Annotated in this window: 21 protein-coding genes; 13 read left to right on the forward strand and 8 right to left on the reverse strand. The window is 55.2% G+C overall.

Translation table 11 applies throughout. The annotated features are described in order from the left end of the window. Position 1: 1 nt before the first annotated feature. Positions 2-1,468: an anthranilate synthase component I family protein gene (locus ACMTNU_RS12595; RefSeq protein WP_413935606.1), complete on the reverse strand. Its 1,467-nt coding sequence runs from the start codon at positions 1,466-1,468 to the stop codon at positions 2-4. Between the two features lie 173 nt (positions 1,469-1,641). Here ACMTNU_RS12595 and ACMTNU_RS12600 point away from each other — a divergent pair, with 173 nt between their 5' ends. From ACMTNU_RS12600 to atpF, 4 genes are all read left to right on the forward strand, one after another. Next, entirely contained in the window at positions 1,642-1,863 is a 222-nt protein-coding gene (locus ACMTNU_RS12600) for an AtpZ/AtpI family protein (protein WP_413935607.1), read from the forward strand. Positions 1,864-1,918: 55 nt separating this feature from the next. Beyond that, a complete protein-coding gene (locus tag ACMTNU_RS12605; RefSeq protein ID WP_413935608.1) occupies positions 1,919-2,668 on the forward strand; it encodes a F0F1 ATP synthase subunit A in 750 nt (249 codons plus the stop codon). Between the two features lie 36 nt (positions 2,669-2,704). Further along, entirely contained in the window at positions 2,705-2,935 is a 231-nt protein-coding gene (gene atpE, locus ACMTNU_RS12610) for an ATP synthase F0 subunit C (RefSeq protein WP_086424598.1), read from the forward strand. Between the two features lie 89 nt (positions 2,936-3,024). After that, the gene (gene atpF / locus ACMTNU_RS12615) at positions 3,025-3,531 is read left to right on the forward strand and encodes a F0F1 ATP synthase subunit B (protein WP_413935609.1); all 507 of its coding nucleotides are present in this window, start codon (positions 3,025-3,027) and stop codon (positions 3,529-3,531) included. A gap of 29 nt (positions 3,532-3,560) precedes the next feature. Here atpF and larE read toward each other — a convergent pair whose 3' ends face one another. The 4 genes from larE to rlmN form a co-directional block, all read right to left on the reverse strand. Beyond that, positions 3,561-4,370, reverse strand: a complete 810-nt coding sequence (gene larE / locus ACMTNU_RS12620) for an ATP-dependent sacrificial sulfur transferase LarE (RefSeq protein WP_413935610.1) — start codon at positions 4,368-4,370, stop codon at positions 3,561-3,563. A 55-nt stretch (positions 4,371-4,425) separates the two neighbouring features. After that, on the reverse strand, positions 4,426-5,715 hold the full coding sequence (locus tag ACMTNU_RS12625; RefSeq protein ID WP_413935611.1) for a M16 family metallopeptidase: 1,290 nt from the start codon (positions 5,713-5,715) through the stop codon (positions 4,426-4,428). A gap of 114 nt (positions 5,716-5,829) precedes the next feature. Beyond that, on the reverse strand, positions 5,830-7,209 hold the full coding sequence (locus ACMTNU_RS12630; protein WP_413935612.1) for a M16 family metallopeptidase: 1,380 nt from the start codon (positions 7,207-7,209) through the stop codon (positions 5,830-5,832). Positions 7,210-7,231: 22 nt separating this feature from the next. Then, positions 7,232-8,332 carry a 23S rRNA (adenine(2503)-C(2))-methyltransferase RlmN gene (rlmN, locus tag ACMTNU_RS12635; protein WP_413935613.1) on the reverse strand — a complete coding sequence of 367 codons (1,101 nt, stop codon included), beginning with the start codon at positions 8,330-8,332 and terminating at the stop codon, positions 7,232-7,234. A 142-nt stretch (positions 8,333-8,474) separates the two neighbouring features. On the opposite strand from rlmN, the gene ACMTNU_RS12640 reads away from it, so the two are divergent. The 9 genes from ACMTNU_RS12640 (at position 8,475) to ACMTNU_RS12680 (ending at position 17,805) form a co-directional block, all read left to right on the forward strand. Beyond that, positions 8,475-10,748, forward strand: coding sequence for a transglycosylase SLT domain-containing protein (locus tag ACMTNU_RS12640; RefSeq protein ID WP_413935614.1), 2,274 nt, complete (start codon positions 8,475-8,477; stop codon positions 10,746-10,748). 66 nt (positions 10,749-10,814) lie between these two features. Continuing rightward, positions 10,815-11,069 carry a hypothetical protein gene (locus tag ACMTNU_RS12645; RefSeq protein WP_413935615.1) on the forward strand — a complete coding sequence of 85 codons (255 nt, stop codon included), beginning with the start codon at positions 10,815-10,817 and terminating at the stop codon, positions 11,067-11,069. After that, positions 11,062-11,358, forward strand: coding sequence for a cell division protein ZapA (locus ACMTNU_RS12650; RefSeq protein WP_413935616.1), 297 nt, complete (start codon positions 11,062-11,064; stop codon positions 11,356-11,358). Before ACMTNU_RS12645 ends, ACMTNU_RS12650 begins: the two co-directional genes overlap by 8 nt. A 541-nt stretch (positions 11,359-11,899) precedes the next feature. Then, complete coding sequence (rny, locus tag ACMTNU_RS12655; RefSeq protein ID WP_413935625.1) at positions 11,900-13,471, forward strand: ribonuclease Y; 1,572 nt, start codon at positions 11,900-11,902, stop codon at positions 13,469-13,471. Next, on the forward strand, positions 13,468-14,247 hold the full coding sequence (locus ACMTNU_RS12660; protein WP_413935617.1) for a TIGR00282 family metallophosphoesterase: 780 nt from the start codon (positions 13,468-13,470) through the stop codon (positions 14,245-14,247). Before rny ends, ACMTNU_RS12660 begins: the two co-directional genes overlap by 4 nt. Positions 14,248-14,317: 70 nt before the next feature. Next, positions 14,318-15,739: an exodeoxyribonuclease VII large subunit gene (xseA, locus tag ACMTNU_RS12665; RefSeq protein ID WP_413935618.1), complete on the forward strand. Its 1,422-nt coding sequence runs from the start codon at positions 14,318-14,320 to the stop codon at positions 15,737-15,739. 25 nt (positions 15,740-15,764) lie between these two features. After that, positions 15,765-16,022, forward strand: coding sequence for an exodeoxyribonuclease VII small subunit (xseB, locus tag ACMTNU_RS12670; protein WP_413935619.1), 258 nt, complete (start codon positions 15,765-15,767; stop codon positions 16,020-16,022). 49 nt (positions 16,023-16,071) lie between these two features. Next, complete coding sequence (locus tag ACMTNU_RS12675; protein ID WP_413935620.1) at positions 16,072-16,842, forward strand: TlyA family RNA methyltransferase; 771 nt, start codon at positions 16,072-16,074, stop codon at positions 16,840-16,842. 39 nt (positions 16,843-16,881) lie between these two features. Continuing rightward, positions 16,882-17,805: an SDR family oxidoreductase gene (locus ACMTNU_RS12680; RefSeq protein ID WP_413935621.1), complete on the forward strand. Its 924-nt coding sequence runs from the start codon at positions 16,882-16,884 to the stop codon at positions 17,803-17,805. Positions 17,806-17,896: 91 nt separating this feature from the next. Here ACMTNU_RS12680 and ACMTNU_RS12685 read toward each other — a convergent pair whose 3' ends face one another. The 3 genes from ACMTNU_RS12685 to ACMTNU_RS12695 form a co-directional block, all read right to left on the reverse strand. Then, positions 17,897-18,217: a rhodanese-like domain-containing protein gene (locus ACMTNU_RS12685; protein ID WP_086424613.1), complete on the reverse strand. Its 321-nt coding sequence runs from the start codon at positions 18,215-18,217 to the stop codon at positions 17,897-17,899. 76 nt (positions 18,218-18,293) lie between these two features. Beyond that, positions 18,294-19,013 carry a leucyl/phenylalanyl-tRNA--protein transferase gene (gene aat, locus ACMTNU_RS12690; RefSeq protein WP_413935622.1) on the reverse strand — a complete coding sequence of 240 codons (720 nt, stop codon included), beginning with the start codon at positions 19,011-19,013 and terminating at the stop codon, positions 18,294-18,296. Between the two features lie 252 nt (positions 19,014-19,265). Further along, complete coding sequence (locus tag ACMTNU_RS12695; protein WP_413935623.1) at positions 19,266-19,394, reverse strand: hypothetical protein; 129 nt, start codon at positions 19,392-19,394, stop codon at positions 19,266-19,268. Positions 19,395-19,530 lie beyond the last annotated feature (136 nt).

Consider the following 19,530-nt stretch of genomic DNA (forward strand, 5'->3'; position numbering starts at 1 on the left):
GCTACCCCAAAGCGCTGAAAAAAGCCTGGGCCTTGTGAATGGTTTCCTCGTACTCACGTGCAGGGTCGGAATCGGCCACGATGCCGGCACCGACCTGGAGATAGCCTGTCCCATTCATCATCGTGAGCGTACGAATCAGGATATTGAAGTCAAGGTCGCCACTCCAGCTGAGGTACCCCATGGAACCGGTATAGGGACCGCGGCGGACTGGTTCCAATTCCTCAATAATCTCCATACAGCGGATCTTCGGAACGCCAGTGATCGTGCCTCCTGGAAACATGGCCCTGAGCAGATCGAACCCGGTCGCCTGCTCCGTGAGCGTACCGGCGATATGGGACACCAAGTGGCTGACATGCGAGTACTGCTCCAGGGTCATGACTTCATTTACCTGAAGGCTCCCAAATCGGCAGACACGACCGAGATCGTTGCGCTCGAGATCGACGAGCATAATGTGTTCCGCTCGCTCCTTCTCATTGGCCTGCAGTTCCGCGACGAGTCGTTCATCTTCGAACGGTGTTTTCCCTCGGGGCCTGGTTCCTGCGATTGGCCTGGTATCCGCTCGACGACCGTCAAGGCGAACAAGGCGCTCGGGTGATGAGCTGATGAGGCGGACGGTATCGAGCCGGAGTAGTCCAGAAAAAGGCGAAGGGTTCAGAGTCCGTAGGCGACGATAGGCGGAGAGATCGGCTTGCGGCTGTCCTTGACGGAGTGCGGCACAATTGATGGTGAAGCGGTGTGAGAGATTTGCTTGGTAAATGTCACCGGCGGCGATGTAATCCTGGCACCGGCGGACACTCTGTATATAGGCTGATCGCTCCTGCTCGGGTGTAAAGGTGAGGGGGCCCAGATCGTCTGGATGGGCGTCGCCTGTACGTGGCTGCGTCAAGCAGGCTTCGAATCCAGCAAGTCGGTCCTCTCCTTCGCGGAGTAGGTGTTCTCGCGACTCACCTAAAAATCGTGTCAGTGGCGGACAGAACATCAGTATCAGATGGTTGCTCGCATGGTCGATTGCTGCGACGAGATCAAAAAATGCGAATTCCAGGTCAGGAACGATGGGACGAGCTGATGCGAGCGACGGTAATGTCTCAAATTGGCGAACGAGATCATAGCTGAGATAACCCACGGCCCCTCCGAAAAACGGAGGAGCGTCGGGGGGGCGAGCAATGTGCTGGTCGGCAAACAGTTGGGCCAACCTCTGAAAGGGAGCCAATCCTGACGAGATGTGGTTCCAGGTTGGTCGTTCTGCCAGGTGGCTGCCCATTCCTGACAGTCGGTAATAGGGGTCTGTGGAAAGGTACGAGTATCGCCCCATCGATGGCCCACCGCCACTTTCCAAAAGAAAAGACGGCTGCCCGGTCGAGGCGATGTTCGCATACAGCCCCAAGGGGGTCGTCGATGGACAGGGACGAGTGACGATAAGCGGTGAGGGGGAGCCGTGCAAAAACCTTAATGATGTCGTGTGTCGCATGGATTGGGCATGCCTTGATCAGTACTGAAAATAACGCCGGCTCACTATACCGCAGAGATTTCTGGGGAGATAGATGTCTAACGGCTTGACATTACAAGCAGACCTTTGCTTAAATTGCACGCCCATCAATGGCAGAGTTGTGACTGCGTGCTCCGCCTCCCATGGGTTTCAGGATGGCCCCTCCACAAGATCCCTTATATGCGGGGCTCGGCCAAGCGATCAGGATCGCAACTGATCTGCTTGCGGCCTTGATTGTGGGAGGAGCATTGGGGTGGGTCTGTGATACGTATGTGTTTGACTCGACACCATGGAGCATGATTATAGGGCTTCTGATGGGGATCGTGGCAGGGATGAGAAATGCGTATCGATCGATTCAACGGTGGCCGAAGACGTAGCATTGCAGGCTGAAGATTCCATAACTCAAACCCAATAAGGATAGACGAGAACATCGTGGAAGAAAGCCCCCTTCATCAATTCGAGCTTCAGAACTGGATTCCCATTTCGCTGGGCGGGTTGGATATTTCCATCAATAAGGCCGTTGTTTTTATGTGGATCGTCGTGCTGGTCGCGGCGGTGCTCATGGTAATGGCAGGGTCTGCAAGGAAGTTGGTCCCGGGTAAGTTGCAGAGCCTGGCAGAGATGATGGTGGATTTCATTCGCAGCATGATCTTGGACACGATGGGGAAGGAGGGGATGCGATTCTTTCCTCTGGTCGCCACTCTCTTCGTGTTCATTCTCTTCAGTAATCTGATTGGCTTGATTCCAGGCAGCTATACGGTGACGAGCCAGATTATCGTGACGGCCGTCTTCTCGTTCGTGGTCTATGGACTGAGCCTGGTCATCGGGTTCATGTTGCATGGCGCAAAGTTCCTCGGCATCCTGGTTCCGCCTGGAACGCCTGGTTGGTTAGTTCCTCTGATGATTCCCATTGAGATCATCAGCCAAGTGGCAAGACCGGTTTCGCTGGCGGTTCGGTTATTTGCCAACATGACGGCGGGGCATGTGATGCTCGCGGTCTTGTTTAGCCTCACGATCGGCGGCGGCCTACTAGTCGGATGGTTGCCCTTTGCGTTTACGGTTGCGATCTATGGGTTGGAATTTGGTATCGCCTTCATTCAAGCGTACATTTTCAGTATCTTGACATGCGTCTATCTGGGCGACGCATTTCATTTACATGGCCATGATGAGCACGCGCATTAGCGCATGCCAGTTTAGACAAGAGAGGAGTAAGACATAATGGATTCAGCAGCAGCAGGGTTGATCGGTATGGGATGTGCGGCGGCAGGGTTTGCCGGTGCGGGTGTCGGTATCGGGTTTATCTTTGGAAAGATGATCGAGGTCGTGGCACGTCAGCCCGAGGCGGAAGCACGCGTCACGAAGTACATGTGGATCGGGTTCGCGTTGGTGGAAGCCATTGCGTTGTACGGCTTGGTCATTGCCTTTATCATCATGGGATTCCGTAAATAACTAGGGAGCGTTAACCGTTACTCGTTAATCGTTTATCGAGGGATCATTCTCGTCCGACGTTTCACGTGTAACGTTTCACGAACGCGTGTATGCCACAGTTTGAATCGCACTTTTTCTCGTCTCTGATTTTCTGGGAAGTCGTGTCATTCGGTATTTTATTGTTCATCCTGTATAAGTACGCATTCCCGGGTATCCTCAGTGTTCTTGAGGAGCGAGAAAAGAAAATTAAGGACAGCCTTGATCAGGCCGAGCGTCATCGATCAGAGGCCGAGAGTCGGCTGAAGGACTATGAGGCGAAGCTCAGTGCAGCCGGTAGGGAAGCGGAGGCCATTCTTGCGGCGGCAAAAGAACGAGCGCAGCGGCTACTTGATGAAAACGAGCAACGGTTGACCGCTGACGCCGAGCGGATTAAAGGCGATACCACAAGGGAGATTGAGCAAGAACGGCGCAAGGCCCTTCAGGACATCCGTACCCAGACCACGGAATTGGCACTGATGGTCGCGGAAAAGGTTGTGCAGCGGAGTTTGACAGAAGCTGATCAACGGAAGTTCGCCGACGAAGCGCTTGAAGCTCTCTCTCGATCACAACAGCGCTAATCTATTTCCATCGTGATTGTCAGGGGGTGTCAGCTCAGGCTGACTCCCCCTGGGCGATACCCATCCAGATCTACCGTCACAAACTGAAATCCAAGTTCTTTGAGTCGTGCAGTGATTCGTGTGCACCGAGCGGGCTCAATAAGCCAGGGGAGGTCGCTGGGGGCCACTTCAATTCTAGCAATGTCGCCATGGTTTCTGACTCGAAAATGACGGAGCCCCTCACCTTGAAGCATGGCTTCGGCTTCTTCGACTCGGCTCAGTTTTTCCAGTGTAATGGGCATTCCACGTGGGATTCGTGACGACAGGCAGGCTGCGGCAGGTTTATCCCAGTTCGAAAGCCCGAGTTCCTTGGCCAGGATGCGGATCTCGCTTTTAGACAGTTCAACTTCGACCAACGGGCTGCGGACACCCCATTCTCGTGCTGCCTTCATACCGGGGCGATCATCACCTAGGTCGTCCAGATTGGTGCCATCCACGACATATGCGGCGCTCGCTGATTGTCGGAAATTACCAAGCAGCTGATATAAATCGGTTTTGCAGTGAAAGCACCGGCTGGCATCATTCTTGACAAAATCGTCAATGGCCAATTGATCCGTCTGCACTGTTTCATGCCGGGCGCCGATTTCTTGAGCGACTCGCTTCGCTGCTTCCAGTTCCAGTAAGGGGAATGTCGGCGAGACGGCCGTGATGCCGATCGCCTTGTCCCCAAGTTGCTCATGCGCAACTTTCAACACGAAGGTGCTGTCGATTCCACCGGAATAGGCGACAACCACAGAACCCAATTCTGTGAGCAAGGTTCGGAGTCGAAGAAGTTTCTCTTGGGGAACAGTGGCTTGCATGGGTATTTCGTTCCTAACATCGCGCAACGGATCACGATGATGTTCACGCGCCCGGCTAGTGACGGACTTTCGCTTTGGTAATGTTCCCCACCACTACAAGGGCGTAAAGCTGAGGGTTGAGGTATTGTTTGGCCACGCGCTGCACGTCGTCTTTCGTCACTCGGTCAATCCATTTGGGGTATTGGCTGAAGTAGTCGAATCCAAGCCCAAAAAATTCTACCTGACCTAAGACTTGCGCCAGCTTCGCGGTTGAGTCCATTCGCAATGGAAAACTTCCCATCAGAAACGACTTTGCCTCGGCGAGTTCCTGGTCGGTCACCGGTGCTTCACGGATCGCCTTCATTTCGGCCAAGACGCTGCTGATGGCCTGGTTGGTGGTCTCAGTTCGGGTCTGGAGGTTGATCCAGAACGATCCCGGCATGGCTCTCGCGTCATAGTGGCTCGTGATGCCGTAGGCAAGGCCCTGCTTGTCACGAATGGAATCCATCAGCCTCGACGAGAATCCACCGGCTCCGAGGACATGGTTCATAACGGTGACCGCATAGAAATCCGAGTTTGTTCGGCTGATTCCAGAATGACCCAATACAATAGTAGACTGAGTTAAGTCTTTTTCGATGAATTGGACGGTCTTTTTGTCGACACTGGGTGGTTTTCTGACCGGCCGGGGTGGGGCTAGGCCTTTCTTCCAAGACCCAAAATGTACCTGAACGAGCGATGTCGCTTGTTCGACCGTCACGTCACCGACGATGGTTAGGATGACCTGGTTCGGGAGGTATTCCCTGGCGTAGAAGCTCTGGATATCGGACAAGCTGATCTTGTTGAGCGTCTCCTCGGTTCCCTGTACCGGCCAGCGATAGGGGTGCGTTTGATAGACCAGCTGGTTGAAGGCTTTCATAGCCACATGACCGGGGTCATCGTTGTCGCTCGCGATTTCACCAAGGATCTGTGATCGAACCCGTTCAAATTCCTGTTTGGGGAAGGCCGGGTGTTGAAGGATATCGGCAAGAAGTGTAAACCCCAGCTCGATATCCTTTCTCAGGATACGGGCCGATGCGGTCGTGAAATCTTCGCTGGCTTGCGCGCCCAGTGATCCCCCGACAAAGTCGATCTGTTCGGCGAGTTGCTTGGACGATCGCGATGTGGTGCCCTCATCGAGCAGGCTGGCAACAAGATTCGCAATACCTGCCTTTTCCGGAGGGTCCTGCGACGAGCCGGCTTTGATGAGTGCATGGAGTTCCACGATAGGAAGGAAATGCTGTTCCAACACGACGACGGTCATCCCATTCGGCGCGGTAAACTTGACAGGCGCAATATCCGCGGCAGTTGCTCCCGGGGGAACACTCATCGAGAATGCGACACAGAAAGCCCAGTACATCGGCTGGAGATGTGAACGCACTCGAGCGAGTCGGGAGCTCGAATGAGAGTGCTCCGCGGGGCATGCGTTGTGAGTCATGGCGTCCTAGGATTTTCCATCATGGGTTGCTGAGGGAGCCGATTCGGGTGGTTTTGAGGGTAAGGGGATGAGAATCCCGGTGGTTCGATTGTCAGGGGTCAAATACTGCTTCGCGACACGTTGAATGTCATGGGCAGTGACCGTACGGATACGCTCAACGAACTGATTGACTCGTCGCCACCCTGCGCCGACGGTCTCCGCCTGTCCCATGAGCATGGCATGACGAAAATTCGAGTCTTGTTCAAATACGCGCGACGCTTCGACCTGGTTTTTGGCTCGTTGTAGCTCCAGCTCCGATGGGGGCTCATTCTGAAGACGTGCGACCTCACGTTGGAGGGCTTCCTCCACAGGCTCTATCTTTGCCCCAGGATTGACTAGTGCATAAAAATAGAATAGGCCGGGATCGGTTTGCAGTAAGCTGTAGTCTGCACCAACTGCGAGCGCCATTTTCTGGTCATAGACGAGACTCTGGTAGAGACGGGAACTCTTCCCATGCGAGAGGATCGACTCAAGGAGGTCCAGGGCGTAGCTGTCCTCGCTCGAATAATTTGGGATACGAAATCCCATCATCACGAACGGGACCTGTGCTTCCCGCTTGAGGAGAAACCGGCGTTCGCCGCGCTGTTCCGGCTCGGGCGGCAGAGTTTGTTTCGGCGATGGGCCTCGGGGAATCGGCTCAAACAGCCGTTTGATTATGGGAAGGAGTGCGTCGGCCTTGATGTCGCCCACCACGATCAACGTGGCATTGTTGGGCGAATAAAAGGTGTCGTAGTGGCGCTGTAAATCCTCGATCGCCATCGCGTCGAGATCTGCAAACCAGCCGATCACCGGCCAATGATAGGGATGGCTCATGAAGACCTGAGCAAACAAAGCCTCCACTAAGGCGCCTTGTGGGTCGTCCTCGGATCTCAAACGGCGCTCCTCTTTCACGACGTCACGCTCAGTCTGGAACTCGCCGTGATCGAGCAGCAATCCTTGCATCCGGTCGGCCTCTAGTTCCAAGGCGAGTCCGACGCGGTCAGCCGCCACATTTTCAAAATAGGCAGTGAAATCCTGTCCCGTAAAGGCGTTATCAATCCCACCATTCTTCCGGATGATACGGGAAAAAGAGCCTTTGGGATACCTGGCCGTCCCTTTGAACATCATGTGCTCGAGCATATGTGAGAGTCCCGCACGACCCATGACTTCATTGCGGGAGCCTACCTTGTACCAGACTTGGACCGTGGCCACCGGGGCTTTCGGCACTTCGATCAGCAGCACCTTCATGCCGTTGGAGAGGATGTATTCGTTGGGGTCGGCTCCCCTGGAGATGGAGTGATCGCCCAGGATCAGAAGCATCCCTGCCAGGTAGGCAAACCAAGTGCGTGTAGTAATCGGCCTGATCATAATGGACGTTGAATACGGTATGCTAACAACGGGTTTCGATAGCTGTCAAGGTAACGGGAGGTTGGTTGCCGGAGACCTCACCAAGTTGTCCGCAGGCCCCATAGACGTCGCGCCCTCGGCTTCTACGGACATACACATCGAGTCCTGCCTTACGGAGATCGGATTGAAAACGAACCACGTCTTTGTCGGGCGGACGATGAAATCGACTTCCAGGAAACTCATTGAACGGGATCAGATTGACCTTGCAGCGCAAGGATTTCAGCAACTGCACTAAGCGTCGAGCATCGGCTGGAAGATCGTTGACACCGGCCAGGAGAACGTATTCGAACGTCAACCGTTGGTGAGGCGCAAGTGGGTACCGTCGACAAGCAGCCAGGAGCGATTTCAGGGACGCGATGTTACTGGCAGCAGGCATCAGGTCTCGGCGTTGTTCCTCCGTGGTGGCATTCAGAGAAACGGCGAGATTCACACCTATCGCGGCGATTTCCGAGAGGCGGGATGCCAGACCCGCCGTCGAGACCGTAATGCGTCTCCGCGACCATCCCAGGCCCCAGGGTTTGTTCGTGAAGGCGGCCACGGCGGCTTTGAGTGCCTCCACATTGGCGAGAGGTTCTCCCATTCCCATGAATACGAGATTCGTGATGTGTTCCTCGGACATCAGAAGGTCTTGCGCGGTCAGAACTTGATCGATAATTTCATTGAGCTTGAGGTTGCGTTTCAGCCCCATCTGCCCGGTGAGGCAAAACCCACAGTCCAACATGCACCCCACCTGGGTCGATACACAGAGGGTCAGCCTGGTGTCGTCCGGGATCAAGACGGATTCGACCGTCATTCCGTCTTCGAGCGTCAAGAGCACCTTACGTGTTCCATCTTGAGAGCGGAGCACGGTCACCTTCTCCGAACGCCCGATGGCGGCCGATTGCGAGAGTGCGACCCGATCCTGCATCGGGAGATCGGTCATGTCCATGATTGTTCGAAGACGTCGTTGATAGATCCAGCGCAGAATTTGTGTGGTTCGATACGAGGGCCAGCGGTGCGTGCGGACAAACCGGGCCATCTGAAGTTCGGTGAGAGCCAAAAGATGAACCGTTGTGTTCAGGTGCGAAAGCGATGGATTGGCCATATGGTTCCTGTGCTGGATGAGCAGCCTATCATAGCGCATGTCACTCCGCATATGATTCGGGTCGCTCACCGACCCGCAATTCTTTTTCCATTGTGCGTGGTGCTGTATATAATGGGACCGGTTGGATCTTGATGGACAACATATGAGAAACCGTAATGTATCGGCGGTTGTCGGCATCTGTGTGACGCTGTTCGGTATATTCGTGCCTACGCATGACGCGTACACTGCGCAAGTCATCGCGCTGGACCAACCGAATACTGAGAGCTGTGCATCTCCCGAGGAATGTTTTCTGGCGGCGGTCTGGCCGAGGGAACGACTAGGGAATGCCTTGACGAAGGACCAAGTTGTCGCGCTGAAACTCGAGCGTCTCCGTAAGGTCATGGAGGGGGGGGCGGCATCACTCTGGGCGAAGCGGGCCGGCTTGCTCTCCGGCGTGATTCTGGCTGATCGTAACCCTGCGGCTGCACTGCCCTATCTTCGAGCTGCACAACAAGACTTTCCGGTTCTCGACGATTACATCCGATTCTGGATCGGAGAGGTTCACTTGCGCCTGGGGGAGGTCAAGGAGGCTGCGGCGATGTTCGAAGGAGTGTCGCAAGCGGTTCCTGATTCCAACTTGCTCAACGTAGTCGCGCTCCGCGCCGGGGAAGCCTGGTACCGAGCGGCCAGTTGTCCGGAGGCGATTGCTTGGTCCCTGAAGGCGGTGAGTGGAAATGATAAAGACCCTCAGATTGCGCAGGCATGGCTGCGATTGGCCTCGTGCTATCTTCGAGAAAATCAGGTGACCGAAGCTCGAGACACGCTGAAGCAACTCTGGGTGAAGTTTCCGCAAACGAAGGAAGCAAAGGAGGCGGAGGCACTGTTGGCGAACAACGGCGGAGGTGGGTCATGGAGTGCCTCTCCCGACCTGCATTATGAGCGGGCCCAGGCGTTTCTAGCACAGTCTCTCCATTCGGAAGCGATTGATGAGCTCAAAAAGTTCATGACTCTGGATCCTTCTTCTCCACAACGCCAGGATGCCAAACTCAAATTGGGGATTGCACAGGTTCGGCTCAAGACCTACGACCAGGCGCGCGACACATTCTTCGCACTGACTGACGATCAAGGGCCTCGGGGGGATGAGGCGACGGTTTGGTTGGCGCGAGTCTATCTCCGCCAGGGGGCGGGAGAAAAGCTGTTGGATTTGTGTCGCACGCTCTCCAGGCGGACCTTGACTCCGGAGCAGAAGGGACAGATCAATCTGTTCGCTGGAATCTGGCTGGAGGATCAATCCCGTTTCGACGAAGCAGCGGAACGATATCGACATGTGGCTAAGATGGGTGACCCTGCTTCTCAACGGACCGAGGCACAATGGCGGGAAGGGTGGTTGCTGTATCGAACGGATCGCCAACGGGAAGCGATCCGTGTGTGGCAGCAGATTGTCGACCAAAAAGACAGCGATATTGAACCTCAAGCGCTCTACTGGATCGCTCGCGCCCACGGGCAGCTTGGGGATGCCAAGGCGAAGGATCTGTTTGTGCAACTCTGTCAACGGTTCCCGTACACCTACTATTGTCAGATGGCGCGGGAGCAGGGGAGCATGCCGATTCTCTCACGACCGGAACAGGAGCCGGCTGTGTCAGCCGTTCAGCCTGTTTCTGAGCCCGTTCACGCACCGACTCAGGAGAGCCAGGTTACGAATCGGACGCAAATTGAACAGCAGTCGGCCTTCCGGCGAGCAGTTGAACTGAGACTGCTTGGCCGAGAGCAGGATGCCGCGAGAGAATTGAGCGCCTTGACGGATCGGTATAGTCGAGATCCCGAGGTGTTGGCCGCATTATCCATCATGCTGAATGAAGTCGGTGCGTACCATCATGCGTTACGTCTCGTGCGATCGCGATTCCGGGAGAAGCTGGAGCGAACCGGGGGAACGATCGCCGACGGTTTGTGGAACGTCGCCTATCCAACCGGATTGATCCCGACGATTAAAATGTCGGCGACCAACGGGGTTGATCCCTTTCTGGTTGCCGCAATTATCCGAGAGGAAAGCCAGTATGATTGGAAGGCAGTATCCCGTGTCGGTGCCATCGGCTTGATGCAAGTAATGCCGACCACGGCGACTGCCGTTGCGCAGCAGCATCATCTGCCGAACGTGTCCCGAGAGGATCTCTTCGACCAAGAAGTCAACATTCGGATCGGTGTGCGGTATGTGGAACAACTCCTGGCACAGTTCTCCGGCAATGTCGTGCAAGCGATCGCAGCGTACAACGCCGGTCCGGTCGTCGTGGGGACCTGGGCGACAACGTATCGCGGTCGAAGTGAGGATGAGTTCGTGGAGTTGATTCAGTACCAGGAGACGCGGCAATACGTCAAACGGGTGCTCCGCAGTTACAAAGAGTATCTGCGCTTATTCGGTGCCCCCAAAACCGTTTCTTGACAGGATCTTGTGAAATTTTTATAGTGCGCCACAATCTATTGTGGTCCTAACCAAGAGGGGATGATTATGTCGCTGGATCGAATGGATGCGCTCGAAACGCGAATTCGTGACCTGGTCAAGCTCGTTCAGGAGCTCAAACGAAAGAACGGACTCTTGGAGGAGGAACTCAAGACGGCTCGCCAGCGGTTGGACCAGCAGGATGACATGAATCGCAGATGGGAAATGGAGCGAACTGATATCAAGACGCGAATCGAAAAAGTCATGAGCGAGATCGAGCTGCTCGAGTGTATCGAGGATCCAAAGGAGGTGGCCATTGACTAAAACTATCGATGTGGAAATTTATGGCCACCGGTATGCCATCACCGGCGATAGCGATGATGCGTATGTCCGTCGGTTGGCGCATTTTGTCGACGACCATATGAAACACCTCGCGGAGGGAATGAAGACCACGACGCCCTCAAAACTGGCGGTGCTCACCGCGATTAATCTTGCCCATCAACTCTTCGAATCCGAGAAGAAACGGGTTCAGGGGGAGGCTGATGTTGAACGGCGGATGGTGAACTTAATGGAATCGATCGAGGAGCAAATGCCCTCGTCGCTCTTCCGATAGCGGTGATTCGCCTTGCTTTCAAAGAGTCCCTTTGTTATCGTGTAGATAAGTGAATGGCGGTGGAGTAGGAAGGGCACAGCATTGAACCGTTGAATGACTTGGAAATACGTGTCAAGAAAACCACAGGTACGGTTGTTCTGAAGGGATACGAAGTGTTTGTTCAAGGGGTGCGCAATTTGCAGATCGTGGGGAGTCAACCATGTCAGTTCGTCTTGGGACGCGAAGGTGCTCAAGGTGCACCACGATCATGGCAGATGCCGGCCGGACAGGGGGATGATCCAGCATCCGTTGCTCTATTGTCCACGGCCTCGTGTCGATGACTGAGGAGTGCGAGGCAAGCGGCAGAACCCGGCAGGTGCGGAAGTTGTATCCTGATGAACGCCTGTGCTTCCAAGTGAAGCGATTTCCAGTCTTCTAAAGCTCTTCCTTCATCATCACCGCACATATCCGAATCGTGTCCGCTGTCCGTGATGTGTCATGGTGCGCCTGGCTTGGTCCAAGCGGATCCGGCTTGGCGAAATTTAAGAAGGGGGTGACTCCCATTTCTACTGAAACTGTTGTATCCATCGTGCTGTCTCTGATCGTGGGTGCCGTGATTGGGGCTGGGGTATTTGAGCTACTGCGACGCCGTGTGTCGGGTGCGAAACAGGCTGAGGCGGAAGAACTCGCGAAGCAGGTTGTCCAGAATGCTCAGCGAGAGGCGGAGAATGTCCTCAAGGAAGCCAGATTTGAGGCCAAAGATCTTGCGTTTAAGGCAAAGTCCGAGTTCGAGCAAGAACAAAAGGCGAAGCTAGGTGAACTGTCTGGGGTGGAAAAACGGCTCATCCAGCGAGAAGGTGTGTTGGATGGAAAATTGACGGCCGTTGAAAAGCGCGAAAGCGAAGCCCGGAGGCGCGAACAGGATTTCGCAAAACGGGAGGAAGGCTTGGCGGCGAAAGAGGCTGCTTGCGCAAAAGCTGAGCGTGAACACCGGGAAGCCCTGGAGCGTGTCGCGGGCATGACGGCCGAAGAAGCCAAAAAACAATTGATTGTCGAGATGGAGTCGCAGGCAAGATTGGATGCAGTGGGAATCGCCAAGCGGACCATTGAAGAGGCTCGTGAGAATGCCGAACGAGAGGCGCGGGAAATCATTACTTCATCGATTCAACGCGTTGTTCGTGACTATGTCTCGGAGTCGACGATTTCAGTCGTCCCGATTCCGAATGATGCGATGAAGGGGCGGATCATTGGTCGTGAAGGGCGCAATATCCGTGCGTTGGAAGCGGCGACAGGTATTGACCTTATCATTGATGAAACGCCTGAGGCTGTGATTATTTCGGGATTCGATCCTTTGCGACGGGAGATTGCAAAAGTATCTCTAGAGCGTCTGATGCACGATGGGCGCATTCACCCCACGCGTATCGAGGAGATCGTTGAAAAGGTCAAGGTTGACATCGACAAGTTGATGTATGAGGAGGCTGAGAAGATCATCTTTGAACTGGGCCTCTCCGATTTCAACCCGGAATTGATTAAAGTCTTGGGTCGTCTGAAATATCGAACGAGTTACGGCCAGAACAATCTCTATCACGCCCGCGAAGCGTCCTACATCTGTGGCATCATGGCGTCGGAGTTGGGTCTCGATGTCAAGTTGGCTCGACGGGGGGCGCTCCTCCATGATATCGGCAAAGCCGTCAGTCATGAAGAGGAGGGGCCGCATGCCATGTTGGGGGCGGAGATTGCCAAGAAATACGGAGAATCGGCGAAGATCGTCAATGCCATTGCGGCCCACCACGAGCAAGTAGAGCCGATTTGTCCGGAGAGCGTATTGGTGGCCGCGGCCGAGGCCCTGTCGGCCGCTCGTCCTGGAGCGAGGCGCGAGGCACTTGAGTCCTATGTGAAGCGGTTAGAGAAGCTGGAGTCGCTCGCAACCGGGCACAAAGGGGTCCAGAAAGCGTATGCCATCCAAGCGGGGCGTGAAATTCGAGTCATCGTTCGGCAGGAAGACATTACGGATGCCGAGTCGTTCCAGCTTTCACGCGAATTGGCCAAAAAGATCGAACAGGAGTTGACCTATCCGGGCCAAATCAAGGTGACGGTTATTCGGGAAAGCCGGTACGTGGAATACGCCAAATGAAGGTGTTATGTATCGGCGACGTCATGGGAGAGCCGGGCCGTCGAGCGCTTGCGCGAACGGTGCCTCGTCTGGTGGCTCAGCGTCAGATCGATGCGGTTATCGCCAATGGGGAGAATGCGGCCGGAGGCTTCGGTATCACGCCGGAGTTAGCCGAGGAGCTTTTTGACACAGGCGTCTCCGTCGTCACGACCGGCAACCATGCATGGGATAAAAAGGAGGCCGTCGACTATTTTTCTCGAGAGCCTCGCTTGTTGCGCCCGGCGAACTATCCGCCCGGGGTGCCTGGAAGTGGCAGTGTTGTCATTGAGACTGCGGGGGGAGAGCGCTTGGCTGTCCTCCAGGTGATGGGCCGGGTGTACATGCCGACGATTGATTGTCCCTTCCAGACGGCTAAGCGTGAGGTGTCGAGATTGAAACGGGAAACCTCCGCCATCATCGTCGACATGCATGCGGAAGCGTCGTCTGAAAAAATGGCAATGGGGCATTTTTTGGATGGAGAGGTGACGGCCGTCGTCGGAACCCATACCCATGTGCAAACGGCCGATGAACAGATCCTTCCGAAAGGGACCGCCTATATCACGGATATCGGAATGACGGGCCCGCTTCATTCGGTCATCGGGGTCAAAAAGGAACTTGCCATTGAGAAGTTCTTGACCGGTATGCCCAAGCGATTTGAGGTTGCCTCGGGACCTTCGGTGTTTTGTGCCGTCTTGCTTGAGCTAGATGCGCGCTTAGGCAAGGCCGTGGCGTTCGAACGCATTCGCCACATCGATTGAGCGAAACGTCAATCACCCTCTCACGCACACATAGCTGCTCCATTGCAATTCCGTGTGCCTCGCGCGCTTCATGAGAAGAGGACTCACACAGACCAAGCTGCCTTCCTCCCTTTTCCCTCTCGATGTACCATCGAGACAGGTGCTTACTGTCTCAGAACTGACAGCTAGGGTACGAGCCTCTCTCGAGACCTCCTTTTCGGAGGTGTGGCTCGAAGGGGAGATCTCCAATTTACGCGCGCCAGGGTCTGGGCATCTGTATTGTACCCTTAAGGATCAGACGAGCCAGGTTCGTGCGGTGATCTTTCGATCAACCGCCCTGCGATTGCGGTTTGGCTTGGAGGACGGCCTCCACGTCATTGTCCGTGGGCGACTCTCGGTCTATGAACCGCGGGGGGAATATCAGCTCATTTTGGACCATGTTGAGCCGAGGGGACTGGGTGCCCTTCAGTTGGCCTTTGAGCAACTAAAGCGCCGCCTGGAAGATGAGGGACTCTTCGATGCCACCCGCAAACGATCACTTCCGGCCTTTCCACGGACAGTTGGCCTTGTGACCTCAGCGACAGGGGCAGCGGTTCGAGACATGGTGGCGGTCTTGCACCGTCGATGTCCCATAGTGCGTATTATCCTCGTGCCGGTCTCAGTGCAGGGCGACGGGTCGGCGGAACAGATCGTGGCCGCCATTGAAGCGTTGAACCAGCTAGGGACTGTCGATGTCATGATTGTCGGACGGGGTGGTGGGTCATTGGAAGATCTCTGGAGCTTCAATGAAGAAATCGTCGTACGGGCGGTTGCCGGCTCAGTGGTTCCCGTCGTATCAGCCGTCGGACATGAGACGGATGTGACGCTGACCGATTTTGCCGCAGATGTCCGAGCTCCCACACCCTCGGCCGCTGCTGAACTGGTCGTTCCCGTCTTAACGCAGCTTGCCGATCGGCTCGAGATGCTCATCGGGCGGGCTCGGCAAACCATCACCGCGCAGTGCTTGGATCAGCATCAGCGCCTTGATCTCGCACTGGCCCAAATGGGCCACATTCGGCTAAGGATCCTTAAAGAAGCCCAGCGGGTGGATGAGGCCGTGGCGGGTATGCGAGAGGCGACACAGGTCAAGCTGAGGGGTGCGATGGTCGATATCCAGGCATGGACACAAGCGCTGATGGCGCATAATCCGGTCTTCCACGTGCGTCGAGATCTGGGGATCGTCCCGCAACTGCAGTCACGGTTGACCGTAGCCATGGGTCATGTCCTGACGCAGAAGATGCAACTGACACGTAGTACCCTCTGGAGGTTGAACGGGTTGAGTCCACTTGCGATTCTGGAACGGGGATATGCGATTCTTGAAACGGTGCCGAGGCATCAAATCATTCGAGATGTCGGGCAGGTGGTGGTTGGAGACGAGGTGGTTGCCCGTCTGACCAATGGGCAGGTTCGTTGTACGGTGAATGACGTGGCATCGAACCCATCGGTTTCAAATCGCACGGGAGCTTCGCTATAATGATCGTTCTTGAAGGGAGAAGGTTGTGGCTGGGGTGAAATTTGAACAGGCGATGGCTCGATTGGAAGTCATCGTGGGGGAGTTAGAAAAAGGGGATCTGCCTCTCGATGAATCATTGAAGATTTTCGAGGAGGGCATTCGACTGTCAAAGAGTTGCCTCAAAGTATTGGAAGAGGCCGAACGCAAGGTCGAAGTGCTCGTTCAGGATAAGAACGGGAAGAAGCAGCTGCGAGCGTTCACCTCGGATGATATTGATGTCGTCGGTTCCGCTGAAGACGCCTAGTCAATTGTTCCGCTGACCCTCCGTTCTTTTTCTTCTTTTTTTGGCGCGCATGGCGACACGAGTGCGACCCGAGAAACATCGATGTGACCAGGTGTTGACGGCTCAGGGGCTGGCACAGAGTCGTGACGCCGCTGCCCGAATGATTTTGGCCGGAAAGGTCAAGAGTGACGGAGTGCTGGTCGACAAACCGTCCAGGCTGATTCCAATCGATGCCTCCTTCGAGATTGCCGGAGGGGACCAGCCGTTTGTCGGCCGAGGTGGGGAGAAGCTCGATGCAGCACTGAACGCAGGCGTGATCGACCCACAGGGATGGACGTGTCTCGATGTCGGCTGTTCGACGGGCGGGTTCACCGACTGTCTACTCCAACGAGGCGCGGCGAAGGTCTACGCCGTTGATGTGGGCTACGGGCAATTCGATTGGCGGCTCCGACATGATCCACGTGTCGTATTGCTTGAGCGAACCAACATTCGCCATATGGAGCGCTCCGCCGTTTCGGACCCGATTCACCTGGTTGTTATCGATGTCTCATTTATCTCGTTGACGAAAGTCCTTCCGGCCATCATGCAGTTTCTCCGACCGCAGGGCCAGGTCGTGGCGTTGATCAAGCCGCAGTTTGAAGTCGGCAAAGGTCAGGTTGGCCGGGGGGGGATCGTACGGGATGAGGGACAGCGGGTGGAGGTCGTCCAGCGAGTGATACGATTTGCCGGGGAACTTGGGTTGCAGACTCTGAAAACCGTTCTCTCCGCCGTCAAAGGGAAGAAGGGGAATCAGGAGATATTCGCAATCTTTGAGTACAATGCGCCAATTCATGATATGTAAGGAGAGTCGGACGAGCGGAGTGTTCATTCGGGAGGGCCAATGAAAGTACTCGTGACGGGTGGTGCAGGGTTTATCGGGTCTCATGTGGTGGATCGACTGATTGAGGAGGGGCATCAAGTCATTGTGGTCGACAATCTGGCGACTGGAAAGCGCAAGAATGTCAATCGCGCGGCAAGCCTCTACAAAACCGACATTAACAGCTGGCGCCTCGAACGGATCTTTCGCAACGAACGGCCGAATATCGTTCTTCATCTTGCGGCGCAGGTCAGCGTGCCTAAGTCCGTGGCAGATCCGGGATTTGATGCTCAGGTCAATGTGCTGGGTACCATGAACGTATTGCACCATGCTGTTCGGTACGGCTGCCGAAAGGTGGTGTTCTCTTCGTCCGGTGGAGCAATCTATGGTGAACAAGAGATCTTTCCGGCCCCTGAATCACATGCCACTAATCCGTTGTCGCCCTACGGCATCAGCAAGCTCTGTGGCGAACATTACCTGTCGTACTTTCAGCGAGTCGGCGGGATTCCCGTGGTCAGCCTCCGCTACGCCAACGTCTACGGACCGAGACAGGACCCGGAAGGCGAGGCGGGTGTGGTGGCGATCTTCATTCAGAAACTGTTGAACGGCGAGCAGCCCATTATTAACGGCAATGGCCGCCAAACCAGAGATTTTGTGTTCGTCGAAGATGTGGCTGAGGCCAATCTTGCCGCCATGGGGCAGGATGCGCACGGAGTCTATAACGTTGGAACCGGGGCGGAAACATCCGTGAACGAGTTGTTCCGCATGTTGGCTGGGTTGACGGGTTCGAGCGCCAAGGAAGTTCACGGGCCGGCCAAAACTGGCGAGCAGATTCGAAGCGTGGTTGACGCGTCGAGGATCAAGCAGGAGCTTGGGTGGGAGGCCAAGGTGGACCTCTCGGAGGGGCTGAAGCAGACGGTAGAGTTCTTCCAAGGGAAGACTCGATAACCGGTCACCCGATACACCAGGAACGACGGTTCAGCCCTGTCCGACTTTCCTTGGAACAACGGATGCTCGGCGGCCAGCGGTCTGAGTTGGATCAGTACCGGGGAACACTCCCGTCCACTTGGATCGACCAGGCATCAATCCCACCGATCAAATTCTTTACATTGGAAAATCCCTGTTGCAGTAGGAATCCCGTCGCGTCACCGCTACGCATGCCGTGGTGACAGTAGGCGATAATCTCAGTATCCCTATCCAATTTGGACAGTGACTGAGGCAATGTGCCGAGTGGAATCAGCACAGAGTTATCGAGCCTCGCCAGTTGATTCTCCCAGGGCTCACGCACATCCAAGAGTACCAGTTGATCCCCTTTATCGATCCGAGCCTTCAGCTCTTTCGGTGTAATCGTAAAACTCATATGACCGCCTCCTTCTTGTTGAGACAAATCATAAGCGAGTGAAGAAAAGGCTGTCAAATGTGGTCGGCTAGTCTGGTTAACCAGACCTCTCTGATCGTCCCGCATCCGACACCTCGTCGAACACCCAGCGTCCCCGTCGATCTGGAATTCTGAGTGCCTCGATCAGCTGATTGATGAAATCGGAGCGTAGAATCTCTTCCGCTCCGAACCGCATGACATGGGGAGAGGACTGTTGGCAATCGATGAGGCGGAAGTTCCAAGCCTGGAGTTGCTGGACAAGCTTCACGAGGGCCACTTTGGATGCATCGTCGACTCTAGTGAACATGGACTCGGCAAAGAAGGCCCCGCCGATGGCTATCCCGTAGAGTCCGCCGACTAAGATACCCTCCTGCCAGGATTCGACGGAATGGGCATAGCCCAGTTCGTGCAGGCGTGTGTAGGCGTCTCGCATGTCATCCGTGATCCAGGTTCCCCCTTCTGGATATTGGGGACGCGGTCCTGCACATTGCTCCATGATCTGTCGAAAGCAGGTGTCGAGCGTGACAGTGAATACATTCGAGCGAAGTGTTTTCTTCAGACTGCGCGCGACATGGAGCTTATTGGGAAACAACACCGCCCGGGGGTCCGGTGACCACCAGAGAATGGGATCGTCCTCGTTGTACCAAGGGAAGATGCCGTGCCGGTACGCTTCGAGTAACCGCTCAGGGCGGAGATCTCCGCCGACGGCAAGCAGGCCTTCAGGAGTGGCCTGATTGACCGGGGGAAAACGAAGATCGTGCCGATGTAAGCGGAACATCAGTACGTACGATACGTGAAGCGGGGGTGAAAAGACCATGCCGGTCGAACGCAACGATCTCTCACATGCTCAAGAACGTGCTAAATTGAAGGATACGATTCAGGAAAGGTTGGAAATACGTAGCACTCACTGGGCTGACTGACACTTCCCCGATGCCGGAGCCATTTGCACACGGCTCCGGCCCGTACTCCCGTTCCGGCAGTAGGCACTCACTTCTTCATACTCCAGTGGCGGCAATCAGTTACTCACGACTCATCTCATGAAACCGCCGAAATAGAGTGCAAATCCAACGATCCCGATAAGAAGCGCGCCATACAGGTACACCCATCCTGGCTCATGAATGAGGTCGTCCTTTACGTCTTTGAGATGTAGATCACTCATAGAGCACCTCCTTGTTTGAAACCTCCTATGTGCCGTAAAAGAGTGGTTTGGACCGTCCTCTATGTCTGATGCATGCTAATAGTGTACCGCTCACGATTTCTTGGACACGGTTGTTGCCGTATTGGACCCGACCTCC

The sequence above is a fragment of the Nitrospira sp. BLG_1 genome (assembly GCF_047338595.1).
Lineage (GTDB): Bacteria > Nitrospirota > Nitrospiria > Nitrospirales > Nitrospiraceae > Nitrospira_D.

Coding starts and splice junctions, on each gene's coding strand:
- ACMTNU_RS12600 (WP_413935607.1), top strand. CDS start 1,642: ATGGCCCCTCCACAAGATCCCTTATATGCGGGGCTCGGCCAAGCGATC.
- ACMTNU_RS12685 (WP_086424613.1), bottom strand. CDS start 18,217: ATGAGTTTTACGATTACACCGAAAGAGCTGAAGGCTCGGATCGATAAA.
- atpF (WP_413935609.1), top strand. CDS start 3,025: ATGCCACAGTTTGAATCGCACTTTTTCTCGTCTCTGATTTTCTGGGAA.
- atpE (WP_086424598.1), top strand. CDS start 2,705: ATGGATTCAGCAGCAGCAGGGTTGATCGGTATGGGATGTGCGGCGGCA.
- ACMTNU_RS12660 (WP_413935617.1), top strand. CDS start 13,468: ATGAAGGTGTTATGTATCGGCGACGTCATGGGAGAGCCGGGCCGTCGA.
- ACMTNU_RS12645 (WP_413935615.1), top strand. CDS start 10,815: ATGTCGCTGGATCGAATGGATGCGCTCGAAACGCGAATTCGTGACCTG.
- aat (WP_413935622.1), bottom strand. CDS start 19,013: ATGTTCCGCTTACATCGGCACGATCTTCGTTTTCCCCCGGTCAATCAG.
- larE (WP_413935610.1), bottom strand. CDS start 4,370: ATGCAAGCCACTGTTCCCCAAGAGAAACTTCTTCGACTCCGAACCTTG.
- ACMTNU_RS12675 (WP_413935620.1), top strand. CDS start 16,072: ATGGCGACACGAGTGCGACCCGAGAAACATCGATGTGACCAGGTGTTG.
- xseA (WP_413935618.1), top strand. CDS start 14,318: ATGAGAAGAGGACTCACACAGACCAAGCTGCCTTCCTCCCTTTTCCCT.
- ACMTNU_RS12640 (WP_413935614.1), top strand. CDS start 8,475: ATGAGAAACCGTAATGTATCGGCGGTTGTCGGCATCTGTGTGACGCTG.
- ACMTNU_RS12680 (WP_413935621.1), top strand. CDS start 16,882: ATGAAAGTACTCGTGACGGGTGGTGCAGGGTTTATCGGGTCTCATGTG.
- ACMTNU_RS12595 (WP_413935606.1), bottom strand. CDS start 1,468: ATGCGACACACGACATCATTAAGGTTTTTGCACGGCTCCCCCTCACCG.
- ACMTNU_RS12695 (WP_413935623.1), bottom strand. CDS start 19,394: ATGAGTGATCTACATCTCAAAGACGTAAAGGACGACCTCATTCATGAG.
- ACMTNU_RS12625 (WP_413935611.1), bottom strand. CDS start 5,715: ATGAGTGTTCCCCCGGGAGCAACTGCCGCGGATATTGCGCCTGTCAAG.
- ACMTNU_RS12630 (WP_413935612.1), bottom strand. CDS start 7,209: ATGATCAGGCCGATTACTACACGCACTTGGTTTGCCTACCTGGCAGGG.
- rlmN (WP_413935613.1), bottom strand. CDS start 8,332: ATGGCCAATCCATCGCTTTCGCACCTGAACACAACGGTTCATCTTTTG.